16 protein-coding genes and 1 other annotated feature are annotated in these 20,038 nt (G+C 40.0%); of the genes, 3 read left to right on the top strand and 13 right to left on the bottom strand.

The window, feature by feature from the left end:
• Nucleotides 1-6: 6 nt before the first annotated feature.
• From HHT355_RS12825 to trpB, 11 genes are all read right to left on the bottom strand, one after another.
• Nucleotides 7-1,074 carry an ABC transporter substrate-binding protein gene (locus tag HHT355_RS12825; protein ID WP_330403408.1) on the bottom strand — a complete coding sequence of 356 codons (1,068 nt, stop codon included), beginning with the start codon at nt 1,072-1,074 and terminating at the stop codon, nt 7-9.
• Nucleotides 1,075-1,102: 28 nt separating this feature from the next.
• Nucleotides 1,103-2,422, bottom strand: coding sequence for an O-acetylhomoserine aminocarboxypropyltransferase/cysteine synthase family protein (locus tag HHT355_RS12820; protein WP_103203843.1), 1,320 nt, complete (start codon nt 2,420-2,422; stop codon nt 1,103-1,105).
• A gap of 206 nt (nt 2,423-2,628) precedes the next feature.
• Nucleotides 2,629-3,504 (bottom strand): radical SAM protein, encoded by an 876-nt coding sequence (locus HHT355_RS12815; protein ID WP_103203842.1) that lies wholly within the window; start codon nt 3,502-3,504, stop codon nt 2,629-2,631.
• A gap of 359 nt (nt 3,505-3,863) precedes the next feature.
• Nucleotides 3,864-4,196, bottom strand: coding sequence for a NifB/NifX family molybdenum-iron cluster-binding protein (locus HHT355_RS12810; protein WP_103203841.1), 333 nt, complete (start codon nt 4,194-4,196; stop codon nt 3,864-3,866).
• 176 nt (nt 4,197-4,372) lie between these two features.
• Nucleotides 4,373-5,719 (bottom strand): nitrogenase component 1, encoded by a 1,347-nt coding sequence (locus tag HHT355_RS12805; protein WP_103203840.1) that lies wholly within the window; start codon nt 5,717-5,719, stop codon nt 4,373-4,375.
• Nucleotides 5,716-7,191, bottom strand: a complete 1,476-nt coding sequence (locus tag HHT355_RS12800) for a nitrogenase component 1 (RefSeq protein WP_103203839.1) — start codon at nt 7,189-7,191, stop codon at nt 5,716-5,718. Before HHT355_RS12800 ends, HHT355_RS12805 begins: the two co-directional genes overlap by 4 nt.
• A 30-nt stretch (nt 7,192-7,221) precedes the next feature.
• Nucleotides 7,222-8,388 carry a trans-sulfuration enzyme family protein gene (locus tag HHT355_RS12795; protein WP_103203838.1) on the bottom strand — a complete coding sequence of 389 codons (1,167 nt, stop codon included), beginning with the start codon at nt 8,386-8,388 and terminating at the stop codon, nt 7,222-7,224.
• Between the two features lie 18 nt (nt 8,389-8,406).
• On the bottom strand, nt 8,407-9,027 hold the full coding sequence (locus HHT355_RS12790; protein ID WP_103203837.1) for a C39 family peptidase: 621 nt from the start codon (nt 9,025-9,027) through the stop codon (nt 8,407-8,409).
• Nucleotides 9,024-10,142 (bottom strand): M20/M25/M40 family metallo-hydrolase, encoded by a 1,119-nt coding sequence (locus tag HHT355_RS12785; protein WP_103203836.1) that lies wholly within the window; start codon nt 10,140-10,142, stop codon nt 9,024-9,026. The genes HHT355_RS12790 and HHT355_RS12785 overlap by 4 nt, the downstream gene beginning before the upstream one ends.
• An 862-nt stretch (nt 10,143-11,004) precedes the next feature.
• Complete coding sequence (gene trpA, locus HHT355_RS12780) at nt 11,005-11,775, bottom strand: tryptophan synthase subunit alpha (RefSeq protein ID WP_103203835.1); 771 nt, start codon at nt 11,773-11,775, stop codon at nt 11,005-11,007.
• Nucleotides 11,768-12,952, bottom strand: coding sequence for a tryptophan synthase subunit beta (gene trpB / locus HHT355_RS12775; protein WP_103203834.1), 1,185 nt, complete (start codon nt 12,950-12,952; stop codon nt 11,768-11,770). Before trpB ends, trpA begins: the two co-directional genes overlap by 8 nt.
• A gap of 236 nt (nt 12,953-13,188) precedes the next feature.
• Nucleotides 13,189-13,438: a binding site (T-box leader), on the bottom strand.
• Between the two features lie 400 nt (nt 13,439-13,838).
• Between trpB and HHT355_RS12770 the strand changes: the two genes are divergently transcribed.
• Nucleotides 13,839-14,360, top strand: a complete 522-nt coding sequence (locus HHT355_RS12770) for a cysteine hydrolase family protein (RefSeq protein WP_103203833.1) — start codon at nt 13,839-13,841, stop codon at nt 14,358-14,360.
• A gap of 74 nt (nt 14,361-14,434) precedes the next feature.
• Here the strand turns inward: HHT355_RS12770 and HHT355_RS12765 are convergent, their stop codons facing one another.
• Nucleotides 14,435-14,830, bottom strand: coding sequence for a BRcat domain-containing protein (locus HHT355_RS12765; RefSeq protein WP_103203853.1), 396 nt, complete (start codon nt 14,828-14,830; stop codon nt 14,435-14,437).
• 167 nt (nt 14,831-14,997) lie between these two features.
• Here HHT355_RS12765 and spoIID point away from each other — a divergent pair, with 167 nt between their 5' ends.
• A complete protein-coding gene (spoIID, locus tag HHT355_RS12760) occupies nt 14,998-15,954 on the top strand; it encodes a stage II sporulation protein D (protein WP_103203832.1) in 957 nt (318 codons plus the stop codon).
• Nucleotides 15,955-16,141: 187 nt separating this feature from the next.
• Nucleotides 16,142-17,461: an IS1380 family transposase gene (locus tag HHT355_RS12755; protein ID WP_103201687.1), complete on the top strand. Its 1,320-nt coding sequence runs from the start codon at nt 16,142-16,144 to the stop codon at nt 17,459-17,461.
• 92 nt (nt 17,462-17,553) lie between these two features.
• Here HHT355_RS12755 and HHT355_RS12750 read toward each other — a convergent pair whose 3' ends face one another.
• Nucleotides 17,554-20,031, bottom strand: a complete 2,478-nt coding sequence (locus HHT355_RS12750; protein WP_158245969.1) for a transglutaminase family protein — start codon at nt 20,029-20,031, stop codon at nt 17,554-17,556.
• Between the last annotated feature and the right edge of the window lie 7 nt (nt 20,032-20,038).

Genomic DNA, 20,038 nt, shown 5'->3' with positions numbered 1-20,038 from the left:
CGGAACTTAATCTATATCCAAACTTACGTCAACATCTGCATAAGCTTTTTCGGTAAAGCTTTCCGGGTCGGTACTTAGATAACCTATCTGATGCAGCTGCTCAGCAAAATATTGAACATTTTCCCTTACCTGACCCGGATTCTTTTCCCTATCTTCAAAGGTAGGATATCTGTAGTTCTTTATTAGTTCTATGGCCAGTTCCCTGTCTTCTATCTGCGAGTACTTGCCGTTAATGATTATATCTACCGTTTCTTCAGGATTCTTGGCAATCCAGTCCTGAGCTTTCCTGTAAGCGCGAAGAAGGGCTGCCACATGCTCAGGTTTTTCGTTCAGAAGCTTTTCGGAAGCATATAGGAAGCAGCAGTATTTTCCCGCAAAAGGTTCATCCACCGATATATCAAGGATTACACGGTAATCCCCGGTTTTTTCTTGAACGGAAGCGTATGGATCCCAAAGGGCTGCCACATCCACTTCGCCCTTTCTTAAGGCTTCCACGGCAAGGTTTCCGTCATCAAAAGGAAGGAAGGTTACTTCTTTGTCCTCCTCTCTTGCGGATATACCGTTTTTCTCAAGCCATACGGCAGCCACCTGATGAGGTGTTCCTCCGATTTCATCAACGCTTATTTTCTTGCCTCTTAAATCTTCTACCCCCTGAATAGGAGAATCCTTAGGAACCAAAAGCTTTATACATCCATAGTGAAGGCCGTCTACAACTTTTACTTTTACATCATTTTCTATTGAAGGGAAGAACTGAAAATCTCCGTTAACAATAGGTATGGTTCCGTTGTTAAGACCGATTTTTCGGGTCTCGGTATCTGCCGATATAAGGTTTACGTCAAAACCTTCTTCTTTAAAAAAGCCTTTTTCGTAAGCAATATAAATAGGTGCGGCGCACAAAGAGCCTTGTTTGCCGGGAATATCAATTTTTCCGTATTTAAACTCCGTATTATTTTGGCTTGCGGCTTCTTTATTTTTGCTATTGCCGCATCCTGCCAATATTCCGGTAATAACGACAAGAAGCAGAATAGCGCTTATAAGTTTTTTAACGTTTTTTATAATCAAATTATTATTCATATCCTCATCACTCTCCTTAAAAATATTTCTATTTATGTAATGCCTGTTTAAAGGCCTGCTCCAGATCGGATATAAGGTCGTTAATATCTTCCAGGCCTGCCGATATGCGAATAAGGTTTTCAGGGATGTGAGCCTTTTCTTTTTCTTTGGGCTCAAGCATGCTGTGGGTGGTTTGAGGGGAATTTACTATAAGGCTTCTGGCATCCCCTATATTGACATGATAATGGAACAGTTCCAGGCTATTAAGGAAAGTTTCCCTCTGGGCATCCGTTCCTTTAAAACCGAAAGCCAGAATTCCTCCGGCCCCTTTCTTAAAATCCCTTTCGGCAAGGTTATAGTAGGGACTATCTTTTAAAGAAGGGTATCTTACCCACTCAACAGCCTCGTGGTTACTTAAATATTCCGCCAAAGCCTTGGCATTTTGAACCTGCTTTGATACCCTCTCCGAAAGTGTTTCAAGGCCGATAAGGACTAAATACGCATCAAAAGGTGACAGTACGGCACCGAAAAAGTCAAGGTAAGTAAACCGAATCCTTCCCGTAAAAGGCGTTTCGGGAAAAACTTCAATAAAACTACGGTAGTTGCCGTCCGGATCTCTGAGTGTATAATGTTTTTCATAAAACTGCGGAAACTTATCCTCTCTCCAATTAAATTTTCCGCTTTCTAAAATTAAACCTGCTAAGACATTTCCGTGTCCGCAAAAACCTTTTGTTGCGGAGTAAACCACAATATCTGCCCCATGCTCAATAGGATTAAACAGATAAGGTGTTGCGACAGTATTATCCACAACTAGCGGTATCCCATGGTCATGGGCCACTCTTGCGATAGCGTCAATATCCAGTAAAACGGCACTGGGATTACTTATGCTTTCTACAAAAATAGCTTTGGTATCAGGCTTTATTTCATCAGCAAGTTTTTCGGGATTTTCTATATTTTCTGCATAGTCGATGCTGATACCGAATTTATGGTACAGCTTTTTAAAGCTGTCTATAGTGCCGCCGTACAGATATGGCGAAACCAAAATCCTTCCTCCGCCTTCCGCTATGTTTAACAGGGCATAGCTGATAGCCGCCATACCCGAGGCCAGAGCTATAGCACCGGCAGCTTTATCAAGGACAGCCGCCCTTTGCTCCAGCACATTTACCGTAGGATTACCTATCCTGGTATAAAGGAATCCCGTTTCCTGAAGGCCAAAGAGGGCCTTTGCATGCTTCACATCCCGAAAATCGTAAGCCGCTGTCTGATAAATGGGTACGGATACCGCATAATTGTGATCTTTGGGTTCATATCCTGCCCGCAGTCTTTGTGTATCAAAGTGGTACGTTTTCTTTTCAGAATTATTTGCCATGGAACTGCTCCTTTCATATAAAACTTAGCTTTTAAGCTATGGTAAATGTAGTTTTCATACTTAAGGTATCTTCTAAATAATTTATTCGGATAATAATTCGCATCTATAAGTTTAAGTAATGGAAACATGAATTTTTTAAATTTATTTATAAATTCACCTAATTCCTGCCGATATAGAAAGATATAATTTTTATACGGTTAGAGAAGTCAGCCATGGGAGAAGGTATTTTCCGCCCTTACGGGTCTTATGTATAGTTGCTCCGAAATGTCTTTTGCTCCGGGTATCCCTGCAGCATCGGCCCGGCACCTCTGGCAGTGTCTGAACACACCGATATACTCCTCTGCTTCTTTTCTTACTTTACTTATAAGGTCGCAGCCGGGTACACTGCACCAGCTTAGTTTGTGCTGAGGTATAAGCGGAATAATGTTAAAAATTTTTGCACCATAAGCCGCAACCGTTTTTGCTACGGTTACCACATGATCGGCATTGATCTCCGGAATTAATACCGTATTTACCTTTACGCTTATTCCTGCTTCGGATACTTTTTTTATTCCGGCAAGCTGATTTGCTATTAAAATTTCTGCTGCCTGCCTGCCCTCATATCGTCTGCCTTTATAAACGATGCTTTCACATATTTTAGCCTGTATTTCAGGATCAACAGCGTTGACCGTGACGGTTAAAGTATCAATGCCTGTTTTAATAATCTCGTCGGCATAATCGGGCAGTAAAAGCCCGTTGGTGCTCATGCATTTTATCATGTCAGGAAACTCATCTTTAATCATCCGAAAGGTCTGAAGGGCGTAAGGGGTTGCCAGGGTATCCCCTGGTCCTGCAATCCCGGCTACCGTAATATCAGGACAAATTTCCAGAGCCTTACGAAGAACATTTAATGCTTCTTTCGGGGAAATTACCTCCCTTGCCACAGCCGGCCGGTTCTCTGTATTGTTTAAATCCTGACGGCAGAAATTGCATCTGATATTACAGCCCGGAGAAACAGGCAGATGTATACGGCCTTTATTGTTTTTTGCTCCCAAGGCAAAGCAAGGATGAAGATTTTTTAATCTTTCTAAAGTTACTGCCATCTGATACTCCTTTTTGATCCTTATTCCTTGTTTTATAATTTTTACTAATTTATCTTTTTCCTGATTTTAACTAATAATTTAATGTTCCAAGTCATTAATCCATAATCTTAGGCTTTTTGCTTAACGTTTGCTTTGCTTTATTCTTTTTAATTTTTTTATCTGATTTAATTTGAATTATGATAATATCTTTAGGTACCGCAGTGATAATACAAAGCAGTATATTCATAGATTTTTACCCTATGTTTTTTGACCTTATACTTATCTTGTTTTCACTTGATTTATAAGTGTAATTTCATCAGGTTTAAAATCAGCCTTCTAATTCTTTTCTTGATTCCGTATTCCGCCTTAATATCTGTTACCTATACATAATCTTCCGGCAAGTTTCCGGCCTGAATCCACTCTATTATGTCATCCACTTCTCCTGTAGCTTCAAAAACCCGTATGCCCTTGCTTATCATATATCCCGCCGCTGTTTCGCCTATTTTTAGCACAAATACGGCATCGCAGTCTTTCAGTACTTCATAAAGATGCTCAAACCCTCCCTCACAATGGCCTGCGCATCTGGCATAGCTTTTGCGGGTCTCCACAAAGCGGGCATCGGTGTCGATATCATATATCTGCCAGTACCTGGCCGATCCGAAATGCTGATCAATAACACCGCATATGCTGGCAAATCCTACCCGGTAGCTCATGTAACCACCTCTTTATGTGTAAACTTAAAAACTAACTACTTTACAACCGACTGTTTGAAGATTAAGGGTTATTATCTATCTGTTATGTGAAATTACACATAAAGCTATTTTATGCTTAAAAGGAACATACCTCAGTCATCTTTATTTACATCACTTATTTAGAATGAGAATATCTTTTATGCATAAGTAGAAAGAACCATCATATAAATATCCTCTATTACTCTTAGCCCGCCCGAAAATCCGGCATAGTTGGTGGTCATGACCAGGCGGTACGGTGTAGGTACGGCTGCCGAAAGAAAATCATATCCTTTTTCTTTTGCCAGCTCCCTATCCCAGCCGGAACCTATGATAAGGCCTCTGCCTTTATGCCGGATACTCCTTAGGATTTCCTGTGCCTTTCCTCCGTCCGTTTCAAAATAAATCGGAATTTCCCTCTTTTCGCTGGTACTCTTTAAATCATTGCGGATTAGATCCTGATATTTTTCCGGTGTGCCGTCGGTGACAAACTGCTCTTTCGGTATTATTCCTACCTCATGAAGCAAAAATTTGGAAAGTCCAACCACATATCCTGCGTCATGAAGTATATGTACATGATTCGGAAGCCCGTATCTGAATTCCAGAAGGAATGTGGCTAAATTATCAATTTCCTGATAATATGCTTCCGACTGGTGCTTTATAAAAGTCCTGGCTTTATTTTCGTCTACTTGAGCCCCTTGATTAATCGCAAACTCCAGTACCTGGTTTAAGAATTTTTCCGTTTCGTTGGCTCCGACAGGAACATGAGGAAACCATGTGTAATCCTGCCCGTATTTTAATTTCAGGTGGTCTGCTATGGGCTTTCCGTACCAGGGAGACACAAGGATATTAAAGTTGGCTTTCGGAATCCTTTGCCATTCCTTTACCCCTCCCGATTCAGGACCGAACAGGACATTTGCCTTAAGTCCGATACCTGCAAGGAGCCTCTTGTATTCAGCCAGATTGCCCTTCCAGAACGGGTCCTGATAGGGTATGGATGCAAACAGATTAACCGTATTTTTTTCTGATCTTGGCACATTATCCTCTATAAAGAGATCAACATACTGGTCTATAATGGCCTTTACCACGAGACTGTGGGATTCATAGTTGGTTGCTTTAAAGCCTGCGGTTTCAACCGACACTATAGGTTTTCCCTGTCCGGCAAACTCTGCTACCAGACTGTCTACATCGTCGCCTACTATACCTGCCGTACATCCGGTCAAAACCACCTGCAAATCCGTATTAAGTACCTTGTATGTATTTTCAATTATCTGCCTGAGTCTGTTTATCCCGCCGAATACTACTTCCTTTTCCGAAAAATTTGTACAGGGAGATGTAGTCCCCCCGGCATAACCGGTCGACCGTTCAAAAAATCCAGCTATCATTTCCCCGCATCCGGGACCGGAGTGAAGTATCGGTACGGCTCTTGGGATTGCCACTACCGTTTGCATAGCCCCTATGGCGCAGGTCAGTCTGGTTTGTTCGATTATTCCGCCAGATAAGCTCATATCCCGGTTCCTCCTTTCAGGAAATAGTAAGTCGGCTGTTTTAACCACCATTCTGTATAGGGATTTATGGCATGTTTTTCGAGGTTTTTTACAAACTCATCATTTTCTATTACTTCCAGTAACCGCTCTCCGTAATTAACTAAACCTTCATAACCCATTGAAAAATGTTCATCTCCCACCAAAAGTGACGGTATTCCAAGCTTAGCACCCCAAAGGGTCATTCCTCCGTGCCTTGCCAAAAGCACATCGGGCCTGATACGGTTTAGGGCATTTACAAGTTCAAATTCCTGCCTGTTACATACATTAAAGTTAGGCACGTTTCCGTAATCGTTTACTCCCATGGCTAGCTGGTCATTTTCTTCTCTTTTGTTGTCATAAATGGGATCATGGTGGAAAATGGCAGCACCGGTTGTTTCCAACCCCAGTTCCTTAAGTACCATCAAAAGTCCGTGCCCGTGGGCGGCTCCGGCTGTCACATATGCCCTTTTTCCTCTCAGCTTTTCTCTTAGGGCTTCTATTTTTGGCAAATACTCTTTTTTCTTTTCCTCAATAATTTTTTCCGCTATATCTTCTTTTCCCAGCACCTTTCCTAAGGCCTTAAACCACCGGTCGGTTTGGGCAATCCCGTAAGGAGGTGCCGCAGGTACCTCGGGAACCCCAAATTCCTGCTCCAGTACCGCTCCTAGATAACTTCCCAGGGTCTGACAGGCCTGGACGGTTGCCGCCGCCTCGCTGGAATATTTAAGGCCATCTACCGTTGAATAGGGTGTAATATAATTAGGCTTTGCCCCGAATGGCTCAAACCAATCGGCAAACACGTCGCTTCCCCAGAAATTTATAACGTTGATCATATCCTGACGGCGTCTGCGGGGCTTTTTGATAAGCTTTCTTGCAATACTGTGATAGGCCGCATCAAAACCTGTAGTCCAGACTTTTGACCGAAAGCCCTCACAGAAAATAGCCACTACCGGAATCCCCAGTTCCTCTTCCGCCTCGTTGCAGACGCTTTCCACATCATCTCCGATAATTCCGGCGGCACAAGTAGTAAGTACAAATATGGCATTGGCCTTGGTACGGTTATAAACATCTCGGATGGCTGCAGCCAGTTTTATATTTCCTCCGTAAACCGTGTCCTTTTCCTGCAAATTTGTGGAAAATATGCGGCGGGGCGTGGGTTTTTCTATACCTCTTAAGGGGGAATTTACCCTGTATGTGAAAGCAAATTCATGTAAACAGGATGAGCATCCTACGGGTCCGTGGCTGATTACCGCCGCATCCTGAATAAGTATGGTCATACAGGCGGCTTTTGAGGTCGCACAGCCCATACACTGGCTGAATGAACGGTCCTTATCCTTTAGGCCGCTTTTTCCGGCTTCAACCAATTCTTTTGCATCTCCGTGATATCCTGTTATCGAATTTATTCGGATTTCCCTTATCTGAACTTCCGGAAGAGTTAAATTTATATTTGCCATCTTTAATCCTCCATTTGACTAGTTTAGACGTTACACCCTTATCCGGGCTTCTTCTATGGCTGAAAACAGATCGCAAATAAGATCTTCGTAATTTTCTATACCCACAGACAAACGTATCAGTCTTTCAGATATCCCCATTTCTTCACGAATTTCCTTTGGAATCGAAGCATGTGTCATTGTGGCGGGGTGGCAAATTAGGCTTTCTACTCCTCCCAGGCTTACCGCCATGGCAATCAGTTTAAGGCTTTCAAAAAATTTATAGATGTCATAATTGTCCTTCAGTTCAAATGAAATCATGGCACCGCCGTTTTTTGCCTGTTTTTTATGAATTTCATACCCTTTTGATGAAGAATTCCCCGGATAATATACCTTTTTTATCGCCTCGTTTTTTTGCAGGGCATCCACTATTCTTTCCGCATTGGCAACATGGGTATCCATTCGGACAGCCAAAGTTTTAATGCTTCGTATAAGCAGAAATGAATCAAAAGGCTGTGCTATAGCGCCAATGGCATTTTGGATAAAATGAAGCCTTTGTGCCAGTTCTTCATCTTTTACTACCACCAGGCCTGCAATTAAATCGCTGTGGCCTCCCAGGTATTTGGTTGCCGAATGTACCACAATGTCAGCTCCCAAACTTAACGGCCGCTGCAAATAGGGAGTCATAAAGGTATTGTCAACCACAGTCAGAGCCCCATTGGCTTTTGCTATTTTAGCTACCTCTGCAATATCTGTTATTGAAAGCAGGGGATTAGCCGGAGTTTCCAACAGTACTGCCTTTACATCCCCGGTGAAAGCCTCTTTAACCGCAGCAAGATCGGTTGAATCTACGATTTTGTAATTCAGCCCGTATTGCTTAAATATTTTGTCAAGGATGCGAAACGTTCCGCCGTATACGTTTTTTGAAATTATTACACTGTCTCCAGTCTTAAAGAGGTGAAGTACAGCATCGATTGCAGCCATACCGGAGGAAAAGGCAAAACCATGTGTTCCTTCTTCCAACTGGGCAATAAGGTCTTCCAAAGCTTTTCGGGTAGGGTTTCCCGTTCTTGAATAATCCCAATCGGAACGAAGCTTACCTATCCCGTCCAGTTCAAAAGTAGAAGTCTGATAAATAGGTATGTTCACCGCCCCGGTAGCAGCATCTCCGGGAACACCTCCATGGATAAGGGCCGTTTCAAAATTCTTATAGTATGCCAAAATAATCATCCCTTTCGTTTATAAGAAATACTCAATCGTTTTTTCCGGGGTTTTTCTTGTATTGGTGTTAAAAAGTATTACTGCTTCCCTGTTTTCAACAGGCCCCAGCGCATAAGGCGTATTTTCTTCCCTGTTAAAAACATCAAACGCCACACGCCTGTTGGCTGAAAAAGGCTTGTCGTGTATTATGCTTATTTCTTCTTTGTATGAAAGGGTTTCCTGATAATAAGGATCAAAAACTTCTATAGCGTTATCTGAAATTCCTGTCAGTGTAATATAGTGACCGCAATCCAAAAACACCCTGACAACTACAGCCCCACCCTGTCTTAAGGCTTCGATAATTTTGCTTCCTTCTCTTATGTAAACATCTTTACCGCTTAAGGTTTCGGTATAGATAGGAAATTTTGTTACTCTGGCATACTCGTTAAGCCAACCGGCCAGAAAAATCATAGCCATTTTAGATGTGCCGTTCTTATACGCTTCCCCTTTTTCGTTATAGCTGTCCAGTGTATACATCATGCAGTGCCTTAATATATCGGGCGGAAAGTCCTCCCGGTCTATTAAAAAACTTATCGCGTTAAGCAGGCTGGTCGGTCCGCAATCATATTCGGTCCGCTGGTATTGTAACGGTATTTTCATTCCTTCACCTCCCCACCTTTTATCAACTCCATAACAAGTTTTACACATTTCTCCAACTCGTTTATATTGCTGTATTCCCGAAGGCTATGAACCTCATTCATGCCACAGGCAATTACAAGTCCCGTTATTCCATGCAGGGAAAAATTATTTTGGTCACTTCCTCCGAATGTGGAATGAATATTGCACGGTAAATTCAAATTTTCACAGGCACGGATAAAGCGGCGTACTACTCTGTGATGAAGTGGGGTTTCATAAGCTCTTATCTCTATCTTATTATTGGCTTCAACCTCAGCCCCTTTTTTCTTTGCCTCTTCAATGAAAACTTCAACAACCTTATCCCAGTGGGAAATCACGGCTTTATGGTCAAGGCTTCTTATTTCTCCCTTAACGGTACACAAGTCGGGAACGATATTGCCTGCCTTGCCCCCGCTTATTTGGCCTATGTTAAAAGTCAAACCTGAGGGTAGCTTTCCCTGAGGAAGTCTGGCTATGGCGTTTGACGCAACTTCAATGGCATGGATTCCGTCCTGCGGAGCAAACCCGGCATGGGCGGCCTTGCCGTAAACGTTAATTTCAAAGGAAAATATAGTGGGAGCTGCATTGGCAGCATCTCCTATAGGCCCGCTTAAATCCAGAACATAAGCCTCTTTTGCCTTAATAAGACTGTAATCAAAGGCCGCCGATCCGGCACCGTACCGTTCCTCCGCAACGGTAAAAAGCAGTTCTATCGGTCTGTGGGCTATATTTTGCTCTTTAAGCCTGTTAACCGCTTCTATAATTACTGTGATTCCGGCAACATCGTCCGCGCCCAATATGGTACTTCCTTCCGATGTAATATTTCCACTTTCATGCAGGATGGCTTTTTTTCCCTTTGCAGGTTCGACCGTGTCCATATGAGCTGAAAAAAGGATAGGAGCTTCATTTAATTTTCCCGGTATAAATCCGTATAAATTCCCGCTATTTCCTCCGATTTCTTTGCCTGCTCCGTCTTCTATTAACTCTATATCCAAAGCCGCAAACTTTTCTTTCAAAACATCACAAAACCGGCGTTCCCCAAATGACGGGCTATAGATATCGGCCAGTTCTTTAAATGTATTCCACAAACGCTCTTTCATATTTACACCTCTCAGTCTTTATTTCATATTCGTTGTAATCGAAACATACTTTCACATTTTGCTATCCTACCGTCCAATTATCCAAACATATCTTTTAATTATGCTTTGCTGAAATTCAATAACCGGACCGCCTCCGGTATCGTTTGTCTTCTGCGTATTTCCCTTTATAACTTAAAAAATTTATATATATGTAAAAAGCAGCCAGGATATCTCTATCCTGACTGCTCTTGGCATACAAGAATAGATTTATCCTATCAGCCGATATCCGGATATTCTTTTAGGGCGCAACAAAGCATGCACATGCCCTGCATGCACATCATTCGCATATCCATATCAAAAGAATTATTATTGCTAAATAGGATAAAATCTTTATTCATGCTTTCTGTTCCTTTCCGGTTTAATAATTCATACTAAACATATAAACATTATATGTTTTATTCATGCAAAAGTCAACCAGTATTTGCTATGTTATGTAAATTTATTGCATTTGTATAAAATTTAGCTTCGTTTACTTTTATTTTTATATATAATATTCAAACCATACATATATGTATACTTGGTATTATGATTGTATATATCTGATTAACTGCAGTGTTTTTGTTTAAGATTATTATATAATTTGGCTGTTTTTAGCAGACATAAAATATCCCGGCTGACAGACAAAAAAAGTGTACGAATATATCAAAATACACAGTTCGTACGAACTTAAGAAAACTCCCCTTTTTAACATTACACTTTTTAACCGTGTATTTTGCTTATATTCGTACAACTTATATTCAATCAAAGATTAGTCTCTGATTTTCTCCGTATGTATATTCTGCTGCGTTTTATAACTACTACCATCTGCCTGTAAAAGCGCAACTTATTTAATAGCCTGAAGCATAGTTTTTACATATTCTGATACCGGTTTTATACAATCTTTGCCGTATCGTTCAATAATCTTGACTATGGCGCTTCCTACTATGATCCCGTCTGATATTTCCGCCATAGCCCTTGCCTGTTCCGGTGTCGATATTCCGAAACCTACGGCACAGGGAATATCTTTAACGGCTTTTGCACTTTTAATCATATCTGCCGCATCCATACCGATTTTATCCCTGATGCCGGTTACTCCCAAAGACGAAACGCAGTATATAAAGCCCTCCGCCTGACCGGCTATATTTTTTATTCTTTCCCCTGACGTAGGCGCAATCATTGAAATAAAGGCAATTTCATATTTGTTGCAGTAGGGTTTTGCTTCCTCCCGTTCTTCAAAAGGCAAATCAGGTATGATAAGCGCATCTATTCCGGCTTCTTTGCTGTTTTTTATGAAGTGTTCCGTGCCGTAAGAAAATACCGGATTAATATAAGTCATAAATGCCAAAGGTACATCACAGGCCTTTCTTATTTCTTTTACCATATCAAAAATTTGGTCTGTAGTAGTCCCTGCCAAAAGAGCACGATTATCCGCAGCCTGTATTACAGGTCCTTCCGCAACCGGATCGGAAAAGGGAATCCCCAGTTCAATCATATCAACTCCCAAATTGGCCAGTTCATATACGAGTTGCTTGGTAATTTCCAAATTTGGATCCCCTGCCGTAATAAAAGGAATAAATGCCTTTCCGTTTGAAAATACCCTGTTAATCCTATTCATATATATTCTCCCCCTTATAGCGGGCTATCGCAGCCACATCCTTATCTCCTCTGCCCGACAAGTTTACAACTATAATTTCGTCCTTTTTCATTTTTGGAGCCAATTTCATAGCATATGCCACCGCATGGGCACTTTCAATGGCAGGAATTATTCCTTCGGTTATTGAAAGATATTCAAATGCTTCTACCGCCTCCCGGTCGGTTATTGCAACATACTGCGCTCTTTCTATATCTTTAAGATAAGCATGTTCCGGACCTATACCAGGATAATCCAGCCCTGCCGATATGGAGTAAACCGGCGCTATCTGGCCATATTCATCCTGACAAAAATAAGATTTCATGCCGTGAAATATCCCGATTTTACCCTTAGCCATGGTTGCCGCATGCCGGTCGGTATCAAGTCCTTCCCCTGCTGCCTCACAGCCTATTAATTTGACTTCGGGATTATCTATAAAGTCATAGAAAATACCCATAGCATTGCTGCCTCCGCCTACGCAGGCTATTATCACATCCGGCAGTTTTCCCTCCGCCTTAAGTATCTGTTCTTTAACTTCTTTTCCTATAATACTTTGAAAATCCCTTACAATTTCGGGGAAAGGATGCGGCCCCATAACCGAACCGATAACATAGTGGGTATCTTCTACCCTGGATGTCCATTCCCGTAAAGCTTCGTTTACGGCATCCTTTAATGTCTGTGTTCCCGTTGTAACCGCATGGACTTTGGCTCCTAACAGCCTCATTCTGAATACGTTTAAGGCCTGACGCTCTGTATCCTCTTTTCCCATAAATATTTCACATTCAAGTCCTAAAAGTGCCGCTGCAGTTGCCGTAGCCACTCCGTGCTGGCCGGCACCGGTCTCTGCTATCACCCTGGTTTTTCCCATTTTTTTTGCCAATAGCACCTGCCCCAGGACGTTATTGATTTTATGAGAACCTGTATGGTTTAAATCTTCCCTTTTTAAGTATATTTTAGCTCCTTTTAAATCTTCGGTCATATTTTTGGCATAATACAGACGGGACGGCCTGCCCGCATAATTTATCAATAATTCCTGTAATTCCCTGTTAAACTCTTCATCATTCTTATAATGATTATAAGCGGCTTCAAGCTCAATAACTGCATTCATCAGGGTCTCCGGTATATACCTGCCGCCGTAAATACCAAATCTCCCATTTGACATAATATCACTCCCCGTTTTAATATTTATGGCTACAATATTAAAATTCTTAATATTACCGAATAGTTATAACTGAAAATCATATATAAAATAAATATAAATACTTACAATTTGTTGCTGCTTAAACTGCATATTATAAAAAGTAAATTTGTCATCTTTATTTATAATTTATAAACCTTTGATACAATAATCCGGAAAATCAAAAAATGTTAATAAAAAAAGCCTTTGTCTCTGCAAAACGCAGGGACAAAAGCTTAAGCTTCTGCGGTACCACCCTAATTGCCGAATAAAAACGGCCACCTCGTCTTATGCATACAATCATATGCATCCTTCTGATAACGGGCAGGATCCCCGTAAGCGCCTACTCTCCCATGATTTCGGGCTTCCCTCACAAGTCCATTCAAAATTGCTCCTGTTACCGCTTTCCCACCGCCGGCGGCTCTCTGAAAACATTCAGCAATTTTTACTACTCTTGCTCATCGGTTTTACATATATAAATTTACAAATATTATCTGTATAATTAAGGGAATTATATCAATATAATTAAGCTCTTGTCAATATTAATATAATAATATTTGTAAATCATTTAAGTTTTTTGATTCAATAATACACGGCTATGCCAAATATGCTGAACTTCTTTTATTGCAATTTAAAAACTGAAAAACTCTTGAGCAAAAACTTTAAGTTTTTATTCTGCATCTTATTTTCTTCATTAAAATAGAACTTAGCAGATATATTAATTTGTAAATATAATCCCAACAAAAAAGAAAAACGGTTTCAAAGACAGAGGCTCCGACCGTCATCTCTTTTTAAACTTGACATCATATGGTTTTAGCCATATTATCAACTTAACAAAAATCCGGTAAATTTAAAAAGGGAGGCTGTATAGATGAAAAAAGTATTGATTGTAATAGACATGCAAAATGATTTTATAGACGGAGCGCTGGGGACTAAAGAGGCCGTAGCCATTGTGCCTAATGTAAAAAGAAAGATTGAGGAATATAAGAAAGCGGGCCATACGGTAATATTTACAAGAGATACCCATGATAAAGATTATCTTCAGTCCCAGGAAGGGAAAAATCTTCCGGTAAAACATTGCATAAAGGGAACAGACGGATGGGCAATTTCACCCCAACTGGATACAAGCGATTCTTTAATTTTTGATAAGGGTACTTTCGGCTCCCTATCCTTAATGTCCTATTTGTCTGAAAATTATAAAGATGCCGAGTTTGAGATAATCGGCCTGTGTACCGATATATGCGTTATATCCAATGCCTTAATGCTTAAAGCCTTCCTTCCGGAAGCCGTTATAACCGTTGATGCTTCCTGCTGCGCAGGTGTTACTCCTCAAAGCCATAAAAACGCCCTGGAAGCCATGAAAATGTGTCAGATACAGATAATAAATGAATAAACAAGGATGTGCCGCAAGTTTTAAAAGCGGCACTTTTTTATACCTCTTACTAACCGGTTATGTTATGGTAATTACTAAGACTTTCTGATAAAGTCCGTTTTACATTTCGGACAGGTAATCTGAACCCTGCCCTTTCCTTTTGGTATCCGTATTTTCTGCCCGCATCCGGGACATTTATATATACGGTATATCCGTCTTTGTTTAAATATATACTTTTGCTTGCGGATAAAATTGATCAATTTATTTTTATAATTTAGAAAGGCCTGGTTTTCCCTGTACCGGCTGTTTATGTTCTTAGAAAATATTCTGTAATATACAATTATAAGAACAGATAAAGAAACAGCATACAAAGCGGTTCTTAAGAAAAATCTGGACATTAATAATATAATCAGCGCCATCCCCAGTAAAAACCTGCCCAAATCATCTATTCCGTAACGGCCCATCATAAACCTTCTTAATTTATCTTTCATGCCGATCATAATCCTCCTGTTAATTAAATCTTATCCCTGAATATTAATATCGTTAAATAAACTTTTATTTCAATTTTTAAATAACTATAAACAACCCCTCTGTTGTATACATAAACAGTCTTTTTTCAAATATAATGTATCAATATCAATATTAAGGAGTAACAATAATGAAGAAGCTGATAGTAAAACTTCTGACCGTAAGTACCTTCGTATTGCTGCTTCCTTTTATCCTTACCCTAATTATATCAGACAAAGACAACTTCCCTTCTATAGAAACCATGGATTATAAAATATATTATGAGCAAAACGGCAATAAGCAGATATTGGATTTTGACCGGTATCTGATAGGTGTTGTTGCCGCAAATATGCCTGCCGCTTACCATATAGAGGCACTAAAGGCTCAAGCTGTCATATCCAGAACCTATGCCCTTTATAATATATCCCTGCTGTCTCAGGAAAATCCGTATAAAAAAGAATTTAGCACCTCTGAACTTGGCTTATCCTATATCGATCCGGACGAAATGGAACGTTATTGGGGCAATGACAATTATATAAATTATTTTTCCAAGCTGGAAAACGCGATTTACGCTACTAAGGATGAAATTATGGTCTATGAAGACGATTTGGTTCTGCCTGTCTTTTTCGGTACGGGGACAGGTTATACCAGGAGTGCCAAAGAAGCCTGGGGTGTAGATATTCCTTACCTTGTCAGCGTATCAAGTAAGCACGACGTAACTTCCGTCAATTATTTAAGAATTACGGAATATGAACCCGCCGTTCTCGTCGGTATTTTAACACAAAAATATCCTAAGGCGGATATAGATGAAAAAACATTTTTTCAGGATGTTACCGTAGCGGAAAGAGACAGTACAGGCTATGTTACAAAAATGAACCTTGGCTCTTTGACTGTATCCGGAGAAGAGTTTGCCAAGGTTTTAGGCCTTAATTCCAATAATTTCTATATAGAAAATTATGACGGAATGGCAAGAATTATATGTACCGGTGTAGGTCACGGGGTCGGATTAAGCCAATACGGGGCCAATGCAATGGCTCAGGAAGGATATACATACGATGACATTTTGACCCATTATTATACCGGTGTTAAAATTATAAATATTAAATAACTTAATTAGTAATTATCCTGAATTATTCATCGTAACATATACAACAGTGCCTGGCACTGCATAATTACTATGTTTTTATCTTCTTATTGCTTTCACTTAAAAAGTGAAACTGAACTATAGAAAAAGGGTCTCAGCTTTGCTAAAATGAAGTTTACCAAACATACAAATCAGCAAAGGAGAAACCCTTATGTCTAGTTTAAATGCACTTCACTTAGAAAGCAATAGTAAATTTAAAATAAATTTTCACGGCGGCGATTTATCTTCCGATGCAGGTTTGCTGTTACTTAATGAATTCATTCACAAAATTGGTCTTAAGCCGCTTGTTAAGCAACATTTTCAGACCAAGGACAAAACAATTCGTATCCATACGGATGCTGATAACCTGTTGCAAAAAATTTACCAGCAGATATCCGGTTACTTTTCTGATGATGACTCGGATGAGCTGACTGATGACCCGGTTTTTACAAATATACTTGGCAAACAAGCATTGGCCTCCCAGCCTACCATGTCCCGGTTCTTTAACCGCATGGATGATGTTACTTTGATGCAGCTTGACTGGATACTTTACCTTCTTAGACAAAGGATTTATTCCATCAAAAGGCCTGAGATGGTTTTGTTGGATATTGATTCCACTCTTTTTGATACCTTCGGTAAACAGGAAGGCAGTGGATATAATTATCATTATTCCAATTATGGTTACCATGCACTAATGTGTTATGACGGGCTTACCGGCGACCTGCTAAAAGCTGCCTTAAGGCCGGGAAATGTATATTCCTCTACGGATTGCTGCGAATTTCTTCAGCCTTTACTTACCGAATATCAGGAGGATTATCCTGATGTAAAGCTTTTTCTTCGTGCTGACAGCGGATTTGCAAAACCTGAGCTGTTTGAACAGTTGGAAAGCAACGGTACATCCTATGCAATCAGGCTGAAGGAAAATGCCATCTTAAAGGAGATGGCTGCATATCTGGATAAGGAGCTTGACGAACTTACTGCTAATAATAAAGTTGACTATGCAGTAGTATATGGTGAAATCCATTATGCAGCATCCAGCTGGTCCTATCCGAGAAGAGTTGTTGTAAAGGCAGAAAAACCGGCAGGCCAGCTTGTATATATGCATACCTTTATTGTAACCAATATGTATATGAAAGCTGAGGATATCATTCATTTTTACTGTAACCGTGGCAAGATGGAGAACTTCATAAAAGAATCCAAAAGAGGATTTGATATGGACACCATGCCAAGCTACAGTATGGTGATAAATGAAAACCGGCTGCAGATATCCGTATTGGCATATAATATATTTAACTGGTTTAGGCGTTTGGTACTTCCGGCAAGAATGAGAAAGCTGCAAGTTGATACCATTCGCCTGAAGTTGTTGAAGGTTGCCGCCAAAATAGTGCATTCAGCGAGGTATATAACATTCAAGCTATGCAGTAGCTGTCCTTATAAAAATGAGTTTTATGAGACATTGAAAAACATACGGCTTCTGCCAAAGCTTGAATGATATATAAAATGTACCTTGACAGTTCAAGAAATTTAAAATGTGGATAAACCAAGGGGATATTATACCCTTTTGTGAATAACTTTCATAAAAATTTATCCTCGGAAATGAACTGTCGTAATAATTCCATGGGTAAATCTATGATTTTTTACCCTCATGAATAATTCAGGATTATATATATTTATATTGTTTTTTCTTATTAGGAAGGCAAATTCCTCCATAAATTGTTTTAGTCTGCTGTTATTTTCTTGCCGATATTCTGATAATCCTTTATAAAATATTTGTACGGTATCAAATTCCTCTTTTGATACCGTTTTTTCCCCGTAACGGTATGCCATATAAATATCAGCAACATCACCAAATACAATGTTACCATACCTGTACCTGTCTTTAATCCTGTCGCTCAGCAATAATACGGTTTCCTGTCTGCTCAACCCGAAACCTTCGTATTTAAGCATCACCAAAATCCGTATAAAAAGCATATACATCTTCCTGTTGTAATCGGCCCTGTCAAATTCTTTTTTGTACTTAACCTTTAATATCAGATAGTAGACGGCTATGGCCCCAAGCAAAATAAAGATTACCGCACAGGATGTCAAAATCCACATCAGAATATCCCCGGCTTTTTCTTCATCCTCCGTAATTTTTGGTATCACCGGAGTTTGCACAGAAGGCGGTTCTTGCGGAATCCGTATATTATTCACATAATTGTTGACGTTTGCTTTTCCGGTCTTTTCAGGCCAAACCGTGTATCTTATCTCATGAAATCCCGGTGTCGGTTCAAAGGGAATCCAGCCTATTCCTTCGAAATATGCTTCCACCCAGGCATGGGCGTTGCTGTTTCTTACCAAATAGCCCTCACCTGCCCGGTCGGAATAATCCACCAGAAAACCCTCCACATAGCGGGTAGGAATTCCGGCACACCTTGCCAGTACAGCCATGGAAGTAGCAAATGAAGTACAATACCCTTTTTTGTTTTCAAAGAGAAAATAGTCCACAAAGTCCCATCCTTCGGGAACACTCCCCGGTTTATAACTGTATGTATACTTAAGCAAAAAAGCTTCGATTGCTTTAAGTTTATCATAAGTATTTACTTCATTTTTTGTCAATTCAATAGCCAGGTCTTTTACCCGTTTTGGCAAATTATCGGGCAGCTGCGTATATACTCTGCGTATAATTTCAGCCCGTTTTTTTAGCAGCTTAATAAAATCTTCTCTGTTTAAGAAAAAGTCATCTTTATCCCTGACATAAAATTTACTCTCCATAGCCTTAATCTGATCATAATTAATTTCTTTATCATTTTCATATGTAAAAAAGTCGGCAGATCTTAACATTTCCCGAAACTTCTGCCCCTCAAGATTCAATTCATAATAAGATACCATATAAGCCGCCTTATCTCCCATGGCTTTGGGAAAGGTAATGCCGGCCTTATTGGTCTCAAGCCCCTTGACAGGGTTAACAAAACTAAACCGGTAGCTTTTTAACGGATAGAAAAAAGTTTTTGTTTTTATGTTTTTATAAAAAACCGTTATAGTCATTAATTCCAAAAATCTGTCTTCTTCCAACACTACAGGATCTAATCTTGATAAGCCAAAAATTAATTCGGCATAATCTATCAGATATTCACTTTCCTCAGGCAGAAATCCGTCGTCGCTTTTTTCCCAACTGTATCCTGTGTATGTATCGCTTACCGATCCTGTTAAATACAAAGGAGAAAGCCCTTTTCTGCCCTGTACTGTCAGCGCAATTTTATTATTTTCGTATAAATCTTCATTATCCAGGCTGCCGTCATCCGAATATCCGGTTAAAGATATGGAAAATGTACCGTCTCCTTTTCCGGTAAAAAACTCCCACTGCGTTATCATCTTGTCTATCGTGTTTTTTATGGCATAGTAAATATTCTTAATGCCCGACCATTGTATGGGTTCCGGTTTGGACGGAAGACTTATAGATATTACCGTAAGAAGAATACATACAGGTATAAGATAAAGAATACTTTCTTTTTTATCTGCTTTTCCTGCCTTTCTGCCATAGATAAGTCCGCTTATTTCCATAAGACAGCATAAAATATAAAATATGCCTATTCCCACAACAGCCTTATTTAGATTCATTTGAACAATACCAAGTGCTATAAAAGCGGATAAGATAATCCCTGCCAAAAGCAACCGGGTTACGGTTTTTTTCATAAATATATAAAAGAGTATGCTTAAAAGGCAGGCAGCCGCCGCAAGAACCGTATACGCAGGTATAAATTCATACAGATCTTCTGTACGGTCATACCGCAAGCACCAGTCTATTATACCTTTTACCCATAAAAACGGATTTGTCCTGCATACCAAAAAAATCAATCCGAGGGACGGTACCAAGCTAATTAGAGCAATATATCTTGCGGCATTATTTTTGCTGGTGTCAAAGAAATATATAAGGGCCGAAAAAACAAGGCAATATAAAATAGCGGCAATCAAATGCACCCTGAGCACAAAATAATCGTTGACCCACAAAATAAATGCTAAAGCTAACACTGTCTGCAAAAAGGAAAGATATATCCGATAACCCTTTTCTTTAAGATTCATTGTTAAT

The organism is Herbinix hemicellulosilytica, from assembly GCF_002904165.1.
Lineage (GTDB): Bacteria > Bacillota > Clostridia > Lachnospirales > Lachnospiraceae > Mobilitalea > Mobilitalea hemicellulosilytica.
This window is presented reverse-complemented; position numbering and strand designations above follow the sequence as displayed.

Excerpts from the sequence above, each read along its gene's own strand:
- HHT355_RS12825 (WP_330403408.1), bottom strand. The coding sequence starts at position 1,074 with ATGAATAATAATTTGATTATAAAAAACGTTAAAAAACTTATAAGCGCT.
- HHT355_RS12820 (WP_103203843.1), bottom strand. The coding sequence starts at position 2,422 with ATGGCAAATAATTCTGAAAAGAAAACGTACCACTTTGATACACAAAGA.
- HHT355_RS12815 (WP_103203842.1), bottom strand. The coding sequence starts at position 3,504 with ATGGCAGTAACTTTAGAAAGATTAAAAAATCTTCATCCTTGCTTTGCC.
- HHT355_RS12810 (WP_103203841.1), bottom strand. The coding sequence starts at position 4,196 with ATGAGCTACCGGGTAGGATTTGCCAGCATATGCGGTGTTATTGATCAG.
- HHT355_RS12805 (WP_103203840.1), bottom strand. The coding sequence starts at position 5,719 with ATGAGCTTATCTGGCGGAATAATCGAACAAACCAGACTGACCTGCGCC.
- HHT355_RS12800 (WP_103203839.1), bottom strand. The coding sequence starts at position 7,191 with ATGGCAAATATAAATTTAACTCTTCCGGAAGTTCAGATAAGGGAAATC.
- HHT355_RS12790 (WP_103203837.1), bottom strand. The coding sequence starts at position 9,027 with ATGAAAATACCGTTACAATACCAGCGGACCGAATATGATTGCGGACCG.
- HHT355_RS12785 (WP_103203836.1), bottom strand. The coding sequence starts at position 10,142 with ATGAAAGAGCGTTTGTGGAATACATTTAAAGAACTGGCCGATATCTAT.
- trpA (WP_103203835.1), bottom strand. The coding sequence starts at position 11,775 with ATGAATAGGATTAACAGGGTATTTTCAAACGGAAAGGCATTTATTCCT.
- trpB (WP_103203834.1), bottom strand. The coding sequence starts at position 12,952 with ATGTCAAATGGGAGATTTGGTATTTACGGCGGCAGGTATATACCGGAG.
- HHT355_RS12770 (WP_103203833.1), top strand. The coding sequence starts at position 13,839 with ATGAAAAAAGTATTGATTGTAATAGACATGCAAAATGATTTTATAGAC.
- HHT355_RS12765 (WP_103203853.1), bottom strand. The coding sequence starts at position 14,830 with ATGAAAGATAAATTAAGAAGGTTTATGATGGGCCGTTACGGAATAGAT.
- spoIID (WP_103203832.1), top strand. The coding sequence starts at position 14,998 with ATGAAGAAGCTGATAGTAAAACTTCTGACCGTAAGTACCTTCGTATTG.
- HHT355_RS12755 (WP_103201687.1), top strand. The coding sequence starts at position 16,142 with ATGTCTAGTTTAAATGCACTTCACTTAGAAAGCAATAGTAAATTTAAA.
- HHT355_RS12750 (WP_158245969.1), bottom strand. The coding sequence starts at position 20,031 with ATGAATCTTAAAGAAAAGGGTTATCGGATATATCTTTCCTTTTTGCAG.